Genomic DNA, 13,289 nt, shown 5'->3' with positions numbered 1-13,289 from the left:
CTACCCTGCTGCGTAAAAGACGAAGCCCTATTCGCTGTTCAATCCTTCAATCGTGGTTACTCGCCCACATTCCGCCGCCCGGCAGCGGACAAGTCCGCTCCTTCAACCAGGCGACTACCGGGATGATGCAGCCGCAGGCCGTACAAGTCATCCCGTCCATCAGCTTGGGGCAATCACCGCAAACGCGCAGCCTTTCCTGATATTGCTCCTCGCTTACTCTTCGTTCCGGCGCAAACGCCGTCGTCTTCAGCAGGCGCTGGATCTGCTCATCCGTGACCCGATAATCGTCTCGGCATGCTTTGCACGAGGTATCCGCCATCAGAGGTTAACCCCTCGTCACCAATTCGAGTGTCGTCACCGACATCGCCGGCAGGTTAACCGTCAGCTTGCCGCCATCCAGCTGAAACGACTCGAATGGCTGTGGCTTCACCGCGTCCGGTTGGTCGAACGTATTATGGGCGTCGATCGAATGGCCGGTCAACGTCGAACCCGTCGCCGTCAAGCTGCCGCTGTCCAACCCCCGAACGTCGATCGTCACCTGCGCTTCCGCCTGATGCTGCAGATTACAGAAGCTGAGATGGATCTTCCCTTGCGTATCGCGCGATGCCGTGGCGGTCACCGCCGGGATTTCCCCGCCGTCCAGCTTGTAGCTGCCTGTATCCAGCGACAGATCCAGCATCTCGGCATCCTGATGAACCTTATACATATCAAATACATGATACGTTGGCGTCAGGAGCATCTTCTCGCCTTCCGTCAGGATCACGGCTTGGAGCACGTTGACGGTCTGGGCGATATTTGCCATGCGTACGCGCTGGTTATGCTTGTGGAAGATGTTCAGCGTAAGCCCGGCGACGAGCGCGTCGCGCATCGTATTTTGCTGATACAGGAATCCTGGGTTGGTTCCCGGCTCCACGTTGTACCAGGTCCCCCATTCATCTACGATCAGCCCTACCCGACCTTCCGGATCGTATTTATCCATGATCGTACGGTGGCGGGTAATCAAGTCGTCCATCCGAAGCGCTTTTTGCAGCGTGGTAAACCAGGCTTGCTCGTCGAACCCGGTTGCCGGCCCTTTATCCTGCCAGTTATCGGTTGGCAGTGTGTAGTAATGCAATGTGATGGAATCCATGAACCGTCCAGCTTCCCGCATCAGGACGTCCATCCAGTTGTAATCGTCGGAGTTCGGACCGCAGGCGATCCGGTGAATTCGGTTGTCGTCATAATTGCGTACGTAGGTCTGGTACCGGCGGTACTCATCGGCATAATATTCCGGACGCATGTTACCGCCGCAGCCCCAATTCTCGTTGCCGACGCCGAAGTAAGTGACCTTCCAAGGCTTCCTGCGCCCGTTTTGTGTCCGAAGCTCCGCCATCGGCGACACACCGCCAAAGGTCAAATATTCAACCCACTCGGACATCTCCTGGACCGTCCCGCTGCCGAGATTACCGTTAATATAAGGCTCACAGCCCAGCTGTCGGCACAGCTCCATGAACTCATGGGTCCCGAAATGGTTATTCTCCACCACGCCGCCCCAATGGGTGTTAACCATCCGTTTGCGTGTTTCCTTTGGTCCGATGCCGTCTTTCCAGTGATATTCGTCAGCAAAGCAACCCCCAGGCCAACGGAGTACGGGAATCCGAATCTGCTTAAGCGCTTCCACAACATCGTTACGGATTCCATTCGTATTCGGGATCGGCGAATCCTCACCCACCCATATGCCCTCATAAATACAACGACCCAAATGCTCGGAGAAATGTCCATAAATATTGCGGTTAATCGTTCCTTTGCCGGAATCGGCGTTCAGCACACCTCGTAGTGACATCCGTTGCTTCACTCCTTAGTTAATATATTTATTAATTAAATAACCATATCACTAATATTATAGGCGGCCCTCCGCCGGTTCGTCAAACGATTTTCGAGCAAGAATAGAACCCTGTCCATGCTTGCTAAACAAATGACTTTTCGTTAATATAATGGTTAATTAAACTTCGGTTAAGGTGGGGAAACCGTGAAACTCGATTTAACTGAAAAATCACTTCCGGTCTATGAGGCGCTTGCGAGCCCGGTTCGTCTGCGCATTCTGCGGCTGTTGGCCAACCGCCCAATGAACATTAAGGAATTGGCCGCAGCGGTCGGGTTATCCAGCGCGATCATGACCATGCATGTGCGCAAGCTGTCCGAATGCGGACTGGTCGTCACGCAAATGGCGCCCGGCAAGAGCGGTCTGCAGAAGATTTGTTCGCTTGCCGTCACTAGCGCGGATATTCACTTTCCGGTACAGGCAACCACCGAGCGCAAGAGCTACCGGGTCGAAATCCCGGTGGGACATTACTCCGACTTTCACATCGAGCCAACCTGCGGCATTGCGACGACCGCCAAGATCATCGGCAGCTTTGATGATCCCCGGTATTTTTGGGATCCAGAACGGATCGATGCAGCCATCCTTTGGTTTGGCACAGGATTTATCGAATACAAGACACCTAATTATCTGCTATCCAGTCAAGAACCGGAGGAGTTAGTCTTCACGATGGAGCTCGCATCCGAAGCCCCGGGAACCAGGGATGATTATCCTTCCGATATTACGTTCACCCTGAACGGGATGCAGCTCGGCACCTGGACGAGTCCCGGCGACTATGGGGATCAGCTCGGCAAATATACTCCTGATTGGTGGCCAAGGCAGGCGAATCAATATGGACTGTTAAAACGGCTGCGCATTACGGGCGACGGGACGTATATGGACGGCTTGAAAATGTCAGACATCACTTTTCGTGACATCGACATCAGGCAGAAGCAATGGACATTCCGCTTGTCCGTTGAGCCGGACGCCCGCTACCCTGGCGGTTTGACTCTGTTCGGTAAAGGATTCGGCAATTACGGCGAGCATCCGAGCGCGGAAGTGTTTTACGTGGAGAGGCAAGATAAAGGGAATTACGCGCAGTAAAAACAACAAAACGGGGCTGCCCCAAAGCCATAACGTATGGCTAATGGAGCTGCCCCTTTTCATTGGGAATCGATCACGGGAGCTACCGCTGCCCCCCCCACTATTCCCAATACGACGCCCCGCCGTCCTTCAGCCGGGCGAGGCCTTCCGCAAAGAAGTAATCGCCGTAAATCAGCGGGACGTCGATGTTCGTTCCCTGCGGGTAATTGCTCGTACCGTGCAGGATCAGGCCTTCCTCCGACGGGTCGTCCCAGGCGCCGTAGTTGTCGTACAGCGATTTGAGGATGCGTTCGCCCCCCTCGCGGTACTTCGCTGCAGCCGCATTTGCACCTTCCCTGCCAAGCTTCTCTGCCAGCAGCAACAGACCGCTGGCCGCGCAGGAACCGGCGGACGAGTCCCGCAGATCGCGTATCTCTAACGGCGCGCGAAAATCCCAGGCCGGCACCTGATCGTCCGGCAACTGGCTAAGGAAGAAGTCAGCCGCCCGTTGCGCGGCGGACAGGTATTCCGGCTTCCCCGTATGGTGGAAGCCCAGCGTCAAGCCGTAAATCGCCCAAGCGGCACCGCGCGACCACGCCGACTCCGGCGCATATCCTTGCCCGCCTTGCGGCCCCACCACCTCGCCTGTGGCCGGATCAAAGACCACGATGTGATAAACCGAACCGTCTTCGCGGATAAACTGCTCAAGCACCGTATCCAAATGCGCTTCGGCCACATGGGCGAAGCGGGGGTCACCGCTTTCTCGGGACGCCCAGAATAACAGCGGCATGTTCATGCAGCAGTCGATGATTGCCCACCCTTCATTCCGCTCGCCTTCCTTCCACGGGTTCCAGGCCCGAATGTAACGCCCCTTCAGATTAAAGCGCGCCGCCAAATAGTTTGCGGCCTTCAGCGCCCGAATCCGCGAAACGTCGCTCCCCGTCAGCTTATAAGAAGCGATGCTGGTCAGCGTCCACATAAACCCCAGATCGTGGTCCAGCCTTACATAACCGTCCAGCACCGCATCCAGCTTGGCCTCGCATTCTTGCGCCAACGCCTTCAATTCCTCTCTTCCGCTTCCCTCATACAGCACCCACAGCAGTCCCGGCCAAAATCCCGCGGTCCACCAAGCCGGCTCGGCCAAATCATAAACCCCGCCCTGACTTGCGTGTGGAAACCCGGAACCGATTCTTGCCGTATTCCGCAGCGTTTTGTCCAACGTCTTCGACCAAGCTTCTTCTACCCATGCTCTCCCGTTCCCCATAAGACTTCAGTTCCTCCTCCATTCCCACTTCCTACAACGTGACAAAATTAAAAAGAAAATCGATACCAAGATCCGCTTCCGTGCGCCGCACCCGAAAATCCAGTGCGTACCAGACCGTATCCTTCCCGTAATGATCGCGGTACGTCCGTTCCTCAACCTCGGCCTCCAGCCGCTTCGGATCATAATGCAGCTCCAGCATCAGCTCAGCGCGGGCGAAGCGCAGCACTCCCGCCTCGGTGACCTCCGGCCGAACCGGGGACACGAACCGTTCCGTCAGACGCTCCGGTGCTTCCGCAAACCGGAATTCATCCCGGAGCGACAGGCTGGGCAGGTCTGTTTTATTCCAAACCCACCTTCTCTCGAACGCCCGCAGATTTCCGTCCTCGTAAGCCCCGGACAATTCCAACTCCAAACGGCATACTTCCTCTGAAGTCTCGCATCGAACCACTGTAGCGGATCTCTCCGTTCCCTCTTGCTGATAACGCCCGTCGATGATCGGGACGGAATGCCCTTGCGAGCCGTTACAATCATACTCATACCTAGCCTCGCCAAAATAATCCCGCGTATATTCCCCGCACCCGAGATCGGACAAGAAAAACGCGCCCCTGCCCGCCAGCATGAAATGGCCCAGATCGTTATGGTTATGCGATTCGCCGTTATGCCCGCCCTTCGCGGCAAAACCAAACGTCCCTCCCGCGGCAGTAAACCGCGAGATCAGCCAGCCGGCATCCTCGAACACAAAGTCGCCGTCCTTCCACTCCGCTGCCCCTTCTACGGCGCGGTCCCGCCAGATCAGGTTGCGCAGCGCCGGAGCCCACCGGCTGCAATGATCCTCGCGGTAATCCGCATGAAGCGAGGCGGGCGGGGCTTCCACCTCCGCATACCGCGCCGCGAGGTAATGCGACAGCCCGGGATGGACGCTGCCGTACGGCTGCGTGTCGGAGAAATTGGCGACCAGGCGGCCGCCCATAAAGCTTTTTTGCTGGAAACCGGCAATTCGCCGAACCTTATCCTCGCGGAACCAGTCCCGCTGGCCCCCGGTTCGCTTCAGCAGCAAATCCGCGTAATAAGCAAAATAACCAAAACCATAATTCCAGTATCCCAGCCCTTCCGGACAAGCCCCGTCCTCACCGAAGCCCTGCAAATAGAAGGACATACTGCGCTCGATCTTCTCCAGAATTCGGGCCAGACGGGCGTGATCCCGCTTCTCTTCCATCAACAGTAGCGCTGCCGAACCTATCGAACCGGCGCAAACGGCCGACCAGTTGTTCGTCAGCTCCTCCCAATGGAAAGGCCCCTTCTCGAGAAAAGGGCGAAACAACCGCTCATCCACCAGTTCGGCAATCCGCACGCGCAGCAGTTCCGGCAACCTGCCGCCCAGCAGCAGGGACAACTCAGCCAGCGCAAACCCGGTCTCCGCCGAGAACAGGTCAATCGTCTCCGAGACCGGACGGTTTGCATCCACGTGCGCGGGAAGACACCAGGTGAACTCGCTGCTGATCGCCCAGATCGCATCCCACAGCGCGGCCTCGTATGTCTCCGACTCCGGTTCGAGCAGTGACAGAAAGGCAAAGGTGTTCAGACGCCGCCTCTTCTCGAAATAAACCCGCTCATACTCCAGCCGTGACCCCTGCACGGCAAACAAGGAAAACAGCGAATAAGTCAGCTCTTCCGACGGGCTGCATAACAGCCTCTCCCCCTCGGTCCGGATCACATTGACCTCGGTCTGGGCGTCCCGATCCACGCGCAGCGACTTCCAGAATGCAGTCCCGCCTTCACCCTCCGGATAATAATCGTCTGCCCTTAAGGGGGGCAGACCCTCAGTCAGCTTCTCCCATTCTTCGTGTTCTGTCATCGACTCTCCTCCTTCCGCCGCAGCCTGAAGACGGCGCGGATTACCCCAGCTCGATCCGTACCTCATTCCCTTGGCAGGTCTTCAAGACGATGTCCCGCTCCCGAATCACGAGGTTCAACGATTCAGGCGATATCGGCTGCCAGGAAACGCCCGGTGTCGGATCCCCGTAAATGGCCGACGCAAGCACATGAACTCCCGGCTTCAAGGAAGCGTGGAGCGTCGGAAGAATGGTGCGTGGATGCAGGATATTCGTGTTGGCGTTCGGGCGGATGAGTTCAGCCGTCTCGTAGCCAAGCAGGCTCTGCGCGCCGCTTGCTCCATAAGGACTTGCCGCCCCCGCCGCCGTCCGGTCTGCTTCCGTCCACTCCATCAGCTCCGTTTCCACCCCTAACGCGAATCCGCCTTCCGCAGCGTCGAGCGGACGCCCGTTCACAATCCGGTGAATCCGTACATGCCAGGGGAGTCCTGCCACGATCCAGGTGCGCACCTCCACGTCGGACCAAGGCTTCCATAACGCGTACAGCACGTTATCCTGAATCGACATATCCAGGTTACGGCGTCTGACCCGATACAGATTCTCCCCGCGTTCGCTAAGCGCAAGCACGGAGTCGAACGCGCCTTGGGCCAGGCCCCATTCCGCACGTGGAACGCTAAACCCGAACCCGGTCGAATAGACGAACTTCTCGTATTTGGCCGAAGTATGGGTATGCTCGTTCGTACCGCGATGGCCGCTGTTGAAGGCCGCTACGTGACCGGACTGGTTATCGCGGGCCAGCACAAGATGCGCCGGACGCTGCACCGACAACGCCGGAAGCTCCGGCAGCGGCAGCTCTTCCGCCGTCCAGAACGGATGATCCTCCGGCAACGCCAGGGGCAGGAACGCCTTAAGCGCCCAATACGGCGAGCCAGGCGAATTGTAGTTCTCCGCCATCACCAGATTCGGATAGGCGTAACCTACCGTAAGGAGCCCGTCAGAGCTCCGAATCGGCTGATTTAACCACCAGCGTAAGTTGCGCAATACAAGCCCCTTCAGCACACCGGCCGGGAACCCCTCCACGCCAGCGTAGGCAAGCGCGCTCCAGAAGGCGGATTGAGCGAAACGATATGCGAGGCTTCGCCCGTACGGCAACGCAGCGCCATCCGGCGCGAACCAAGCCAGAAAATCGCATGCGAACGCTGCGGCGCGTTCCTTGAACAATTGAGATCGTAGAGGATCTTCCTCTTCCATCAAGCGTGCATAGAGCAGCCCATAATAGTGGAACGCAAAGGGGACGTAATAGTCGCTGTGTCCCCCGATCCCGTCGCTGTACCAACCGTCCTCCAGATAAAATGCATCCAGTCGGTCCAAATTCCGCTCCAGCTGCACCGCATCGTAGGGCAAGCCGGCCTTGCGGAAACCTATATTCACCAGGACGTTAAAGAACAGCCAATTGCAGTCGTAACAAGGATGCTGATTCATTTGATTCAACCAGCGGTGCAGCCGGTCACGTTCCGCCGGGCGTAGCGGTTCCCAGATATGCTCCGGGATCAGCGCCAGCGCGTACCCAAAGACCGCCATCTCCACCAGCCGCTGATCATAATCGCCGACTTCGCCCCAATATTCTTCATGCTCCGGATTTGTACCTGAGCGAATGCCGTCCAGGACGATCTCCCAAAGCTCACTGGAACCTCCGCCAGCCAGCAGAGGAACCAAGCCCCACAGTACACGGGAGAACCCTTCCATCTCCGCCACCGTCGCCGGGTAAGACACGCCGGTTCGGCCAAGCGCCAACCGAGCGCCGCCTTGGCTATAGAACGGCCGGAGGGGGCTCACCAGTTGCTCCAAAGCTTTTACCATATCGCTTCGTGTTTGGAGCGGATGATCGAAAGTCACGTTCATTTCGTCAACTCCTTTTTACCCGTGATGATTACCCCTTGATGCCGGACGAGGCTACGCCCTGCACGAAGTACTTCTGCAGCGCCAAGAACACAATCAGCACCGGGATGATCGATACGACGCTGGCCGCCATGATCAAGCCGTATTCGGCGGAATATTGCGTGATGAACATCCGCAGGCCGATTTGGATCGTCTTTAACTCCGTTTTGGTCAAGTAAATCATCGGACCGAGAAAGTCGTTCCAGGTATTCACGAACGTGAAAATCGTAAGTGTCGACAACGCCGGTTTGGAGAGCGGGAGCATGATTTTTCCCCAGATTCCATATTCGCTGAGTCCATCAATCCGTGCCGCTTCGCACAGCTCATCGGGAATACTCTGGTAGAACTGACGCATCAAGAAGACACCAAACGCCGAGAAGGCTTGCAGAAAAATGATCGCGAGATGGGTGTTGTTCAGCCCCATAGAACGCATCATGATAAACTGCGGAACCATATAAGCCTGCCACGGAATGGCGATCGTTGCGATATAACCGAGAAACAGCAGGTTTCTCCCCTTGAACCGCAGCTTCGAGAAAGCATATGCGGCAAAACTGGAAGTCAGCAGCTGAAGTACCGTGACAATAACGGACAACTTCGCCGTGTTGTATATAAATCGGCCGAGCGGAATCCGCGTCCAAATCTCCGCATAATTGAGCCAGCGGGGAGCGTCCGGGATCCAATGCATCGGAAACGAAAAGACGTCCTTGTTCAGTTTAAGCGAGGACGACAGCATCCACGCGTAAGGAACGAGCATACACAGAATGACCACCGCGAGGATCAGGTACGCAAAAATTTTAGCGACGGTTTTGGCTTGTTTGTTGGCTCTTGTCATTTTTGCATCCTCCTATTGTCCGTACTTCTTCTCGCCCTGGAACTGGATCAAGGTAATGCCCAAAACAAGCAGGAACAGCACAATCGCCATGGCGCTGGCGTACCCGTAATCCAGAGAGCGGAACGCGGTGTTGTAGATTTGATAGACAAGTACCCGGGTCGAGTTGTTCAACTGATTGTCGGCACCGGCGAACAGGTTGATAAAGATGTCGTATACCTTAAACGAGTTGATGACCAGAATCATCAGTACGAAGAACGTTGTTGGCGCCAGCTGCGGGATCGTCACGTTGCGGAATCTCTTCCATGGACCGGCTCCGTCCAGCTCGGCGGCTTCGTAAAGCTCGGGATTTACTCCCTGCAGCCCCGCCAAATAAATCACCATGTAATACCCCATATTTTTCCACACTGTAAAAAGAACTACCGTAAACATGGCCCAATCCTTATCCGCGGCCCAGCGGGGTAAATCCTCGATCGGAACCCCGGTGATCGCGTGCAGGATATTGTTGACCGGCCCCATCGTCGGACTGAACACGAAATTCCATACAGCCGCTACCGCCACCAGCGAGGCGACGTAGGGGAAGAAGAACACGGTCCGCATAAAGTTGCGCCCGCGCAGCTTCTGATTCAGCAGGATCGCTAGTCCGAGCGCGCATACCATCGTGACCGGCACGACGCCGGCGGTATAAATAATCGTATTCCAAAACGCTTTGTGGAAGGTGCTGTCCTGAAGAAGCCGGGCGAAATTGTGCAGCCCCACGAACTCCATCGGATTGGCGCCATCCCATTTTACGAAAGCGAGAACAAATGCATAAATCATCGGTACCAGCGTAAATACGGCAAAGCCGATAAAATTGGGGGCAATGAAGCTGTACGCCACCAAATGATCCTTCACGTTTTTGGACATCGCGTTTCTTTTTACCATTTCGTTACCTAACACGGGTTCATTCTGCATGATTTCTCCTCCAAACCTGCTTGCTTGTGCTAGAGAATTCGGAAAAAAGAGGCGGGCTCTCAAGCCCGCCCCCGGCAGCACTGAAACTTCATACGAGTTGATCGAATTAGTTGCCTAGCGCCTCTTGTACCCGTTTCTCCATATCCGCTATACCTTCGTCAATGGTGGCATTCTTCGTCATAATGTTATCGTGCGCTTCGTTCAGGATGACTTCGATATCTGCGCTCTTCTCATGTAGCGGCATTTCCAGGTAGGTTCTATCTGTCGTCAGAGCCGCTTTGCTGTTCTCGTCCGATGGGAAGCCATCAATGGAAGCGATGGAGTTAACAACCTCATCGTTTTTGATCGCCGGAATCGTCCCCGTGGATGCGATCACGGATGCGCCTTCTTCTCCGGTGACAAATTTCAGGAAGTCCAGAGCGGCTTCTTTGTTGGCGGACTTTTGGTTCACCGCCAACGAGGTAATCGTCCCCAGCGTCGTACCGGCTTTCACGCCGTCCGGATGCGGGTATTTCACGATCCCCCAATTCGTAGCTTGGGACTCGCCGCTTTTCACTTTGTCGATTTGCGTGGCGATAAACCAACTGCCCATGTTCATCATGGCGACGGAGTTATTGTAGAATACGCCGGAATAGTGCGTGCTGGAGGTCTTCAGCGTTGCGTAATCCATCACAATCCCGTCGTCTTGCTCTTTCAAGATCCGTTCGTAAACCGGTTTCAAGAACGCGTATTTCCCGTCAACGATGGTGTTCTTCCCATCCAGGATGCCAAACAGTTGTACCGCGCTGCGCCAGGTGTGGTAGTGAGCGCCGTATACTTTCTCCGAGCCGCTGCCGGACGTCATTTTTCTGGCCAACTCATCATATTGATCCAGCGTCATATCGTTTGTAGGATAAGGAACGCCGGCTTTATCAAACAAATCCTTGTTATAGTAGACAATCCAGAAGTCACTGCGGAAAGGCAGCGCGTACACGTCACCGTTCACTTGAATTTGCTCCACGGTTCCGCCGTATAGGGATGTATCGATGCCATTGGAGTCAATGTAACTCTTCAACGGTTCCAGATGGTTCTGCTTCACCAGGTTGGCATAGCCCGGAATATCCTTGATGGTCAAAATATCCAGGTCCGCGCCACCGGAGAGCTGCGTGCTGAGCATCGTCATATAGTCGGTAGAGCCCAGGTCGACATATTCGATCGTTACGTTCGGATGATCTTTCTTATAAGCGTCGATCAATGGCTGATAATAAGCCGTTGCCTCCCAGTCCCATAATGCCCATTTCAGCGTGACGGGTTCGTCGCTTTTCTCATTGGAAACGCTTGCAGAATTGTTCGTTTGAGGCTCTGCTGCAGGCGTTTTGCCCGAGTTTCCGTTATTTCCGGAACATCCTGCGAGCAGACCTACGAGGAGAACTGCTGCCAAGGTAAAGCCGAATACTTTCTTTCGTCTCATGTTCAAACCCCTTTTCCTCCTGTATTGAACTTCCGGATCGGCATCGCCAAATCCTTAGGTTCATGGTAACGAAATCTCAAATGAAAGGGCATACATTTTTACGTTCTTTTCCTACACTTTTCTATTCGCTTCTTCAATAAACGGGCGGAAAGCTGTAAAATCATACTCAAAAGATGTAAAAATGGTTGTTTATGATCCATGCCGCTGTCTGTGCAGCCAAGTCATGTTATTGTAATTTATATCGGTTTATCCCGGCAGGGATCTTACTTCGGACGAGGTGATCGACACGAGCGCAAGAAAAGCCACCATCAAAAGCCGCATCATCTTGATCATGACCTTGTTTGCCTTGCTGATCGCGGGGATGCTCTCCTTTTTCAGCTATGAGTTGATCTCGTATTTCCAACGCAAAACGACGATCCAGGCGACGGAATTCAATCTGCAGCTCGTTTCTCACATCATCGACCAGGATCTCAACAATTTATCTGCCTTGGCCTTGGCCAGCAGTACGAACTCCCCTACCAATAACCTGATTCAAGACTATTTTGTCTCGCCGAACGCCAGCCCCAAGGACGGGCTGAACGTCTTCGCCTCCATGCAGGAGGACTTCCGGGTCAACCGGTCCAACAGCTATGTGCGTCGTCTGATTATCACTGACACCCAAGCAAAATTTATTCAAGTCGACAATTCTGGAAGCGCTTCAGTTCCACTGAGTATCCATAATATCAACCAACTGCCCGGGCTTTCCGCCGACGCGAAGGAAGCGTGGGAACGAGTCGTTCAGGATCCGTTTTCCCGTTCAAGCGGCATTCCGATCGTATTACCGATTTACGGAGATCGGGCCGCACGCATCGGAACCGTATACCTTCTGGCCAACACCTCGGTCATTACCGATAAGCTGAAGGGATATGGCCTGCCGGAGGGCTCGGAATTGCTGGTCACACTTGGCAACCAGAAATATCGGATCGAAGGGGACACCGTTCAGCCTCTCTCCAGTCCTTACACCCTGCTTCCTTATGAGAAAAATGAAGCCACCGGAGCTCTCACCCAGCTGGCGTGGATGGAGCAGGACGGGAAGCGCCGCATTTCCGTGTCTTATCCGGTGAAGGAAGGGGTCCTCCTATCTCAGACGCTGGACGAGAAGCAATTCGCTCCGCAGTTGAACGCTTGGCTGCTATTGATGATCGGCGTATCTCTGCTGGTCATTGCGTTAAGCGGCTTTATTACCCTTTACCTCACCCGGACGATCAGCCTGCCAGTAGAGAAATTGCGAAAGCGGATCGACAAGATCGCCCAAGGCAATTTCCTCATCGACCGGAATATCGAATGGAACAGCGAGCTGGGCGATGTGGGACGAGGCATCAACCGATTGTCCCATGATATCCTGACCCTGATGGATTCCCGCGTGGCGGATGAGAAGCAGAAGCAGGAGCTGGAATACCGGATGCTGCAAAGCCAGATCAGTCCTCATTTCCTCTATAACACGCTGAACTCGATTAAATGGATGGCCACGCTCCAGAACGCCACGGGGATCGCAGAAATGACCACCTCCTTGTCCAGGCTGCTTCGCAGTATCGCCAAGGATCACCGCAAGCTGGTTCCCCTGCGGGAAGAGCTCAGCTTAATGGACGATTATTTCCTCATCCAGAAATATCGCTACGGCAACACGATTACGATGGAACAGAAGCTGGAAGACGAGGAGTTATTGTCCGGTCTGATTCCCCGCTTTACCCTGCAGCCGCTGGTGGAAAATGCGATTTTCCACGGGATTGAGCCTAAGGGGCGAGGAGAAATTGCCGTTACTGTAGCCAAAAGCGGTGTAAACGACATTCGGATCACAATTGAGGATAACGGGGTCGGGATGAATGAGGCGCAGATCGCCTCCATCTTGTCCCAGCAGGAACCCGGATCGAAAGGCCTGTTTGAAAATGTTGGACTGCGCAGCGTACATGATCGTCTGCGCTTGACCTTTGGGGAGCGTTACGGCCTATCCATCGAAAGCGAGCTGGGCCAATATACAAGCATGAACCTGTTATTGCCTTACCGGAAGATGTGAACATCCGTGTTTCAGTCTATCGCGAACGTAAACCACGCAAGGAAGTGAT

10 protein-coding genes are annotated in these 13,289 nt (G+C 54.9%); 2 read left to right on the top strand and 8 right to left on the bottom strand.

The window, feature by feature from the left end; translation table 11 throughout:
• Window positions 1-46: 46 nt before the first annotated feature.
• Both MKZ15_RS05870 and MKZ15_RS05865 read right to left on the bottom strand, forming a co-directional pair.
• Window positions 47-319, bottom strand: a complete 273-nt coding sequence (locus MKZ15_RS05870; RefSeq protein ID WP_155606455.1) for a DUF6171 family protein — start codon at window positions 317-319, stop codon at window positions 47-49.
• 6 nt (window positions 320-325) lie between these two features.
• Window positions 326-1,822: an alpha-N-arabinofuranosidase gene (locus tag MKZ15_RS05865; protein WP_339820584.1), complete on the bottom strand. Its 1,497-nt coding sequence runs from the start codon at window positions 1,820-1,822 to the stop codon at window positions 326-328.
• 186 nt (window positions 1,823-2,008) lie between these two features.
• On the opposite strand from MKZ15_RS05865, the gene MKZ15_RS05860 reads away from it, so the two are divergent.
• A complete protein-coding gene (locus tag MKZ15_RS05860; RefSeq protein WP_339820581.1) occupies window positions 2,009-2,941 on the top strand; it encodes an ArsR family transcriptional regulator in 933 nt (310 codons plus the stop codon).
• Window positions 2,942-3,041: 100 nt separating this feature from the next.
• Here MKZ15_RS05860 and MKZ15_RS05855 read toward each other — a convergent pair whose 3' ends face one another.
• The 6 genes from MKZ15_RS05855 to MKZ15_RS05830 all read right to left on the bottom strand — a co-directional run bounded on the left by MKZ15_RS05855 (window position 3,042) and on the right by MKZ15_RS05830 (window position 11,187).
• Entirely contained in the window at window positions 3,042-4,184 is a 1,143-nt protein-coding gene (locus MKZ15_RS05855; protein WP_193415542.1) for a glycoside hydrolase family 88 protein, read from the bottom strand.
• Window positions 4,185-4,215: 31 nt separating this feature from the next.
• Window positions 4,216-6,039: a heparinase II/III family protein gene (locus MKZ15_RS05850; RefSeq protein ID WP_339820577.1), complete on the bottom strand. Its 1,824-nt coding sequence runs from the start codon at window positions 6,037-6,039 to the stop codon at window positions 4,216-4,218.
• Between the two features lie 40 nt (window positions 6,040-6,079).
• Window positions 6,080-7,918, bottom strand: coding sequence for a DUF2264 domain-containing protein (locus MKZ15_RS05845; RefSeq protein ID WP_339820574.1), 1,839 nt, complete (start codon window positions 7,916-7,918; stop codon window positions 6,080-6,082).
• A 28-nt stretch (window positions 7,919-7,946) separates the two neighbouring features.
• Complete coding sequence (locus MKZ15_RS05840; protein ID WP_155606450.1) at window positions 7,947-8,786, bottom strand: carbohydrate ABC transporter permease; 840 nt, start codon at window positions 8,784-8,786, stop codon at window positions 7,947-7,949.
• Window positions 8,787-8,798: 12 nt separating this feature from the next.
• A complete protein-coding gene (locus MKZ15_RS05835; protein ID WP_193415545.1) occupies window positions 8,799-9,737 on the bottom strand; it encodes a sugar ABC transporter permease in 939 nt (312 codons plus the stop codon).
• A 106-nt stretch (window positions 9,738-9,843) separates the two neighbouring features.
• Window positions 9,844-11,187 (bottom strand): sugar ABC transporter substrate-binding protein, encoded by a 1,344-nt coding sequence (locus MKZ15_RS05830; RefSeq protein WP_193415836.1) that lies wholly within the window; start codon window positions 11,185-11,187, stop codon window positions 9,844-9,846.
• Between the two features lie 277 nt (window positions 11,188-11,464).
• Here MKZ15_RS05830 and MKZ15_RS05825 point away from each other — a divergent pair, with 277 nt between their 5' ends.
• Complete coding sequence (locus MKZ15_RS05825; protein WP_339820572.1) at window positions 11,465-13,240, top strand: sensor histidine kinase; 1,776 nt, start codon at window positions 11,465-11,467, stop codon at window positions 13,238-13,240.
• The last annotated feature ends 49 nt before the right edge of the window (window positions 13,241-13,289 follow it).

Origin of the sequence: Paenibacillus sp. FSL R7-0216, from assembly GCF_037969915.1 — a bacterium.
Lineage (GTDB): Bacteria > Bacillota > Bacilli > Paenibacillales > Paenibacillaceae > Fontibacillus > Fontibacillus rhizolycopersici.
This window is presented reverse-complemented; position numbering and strand designations above follow the sequence as displayed.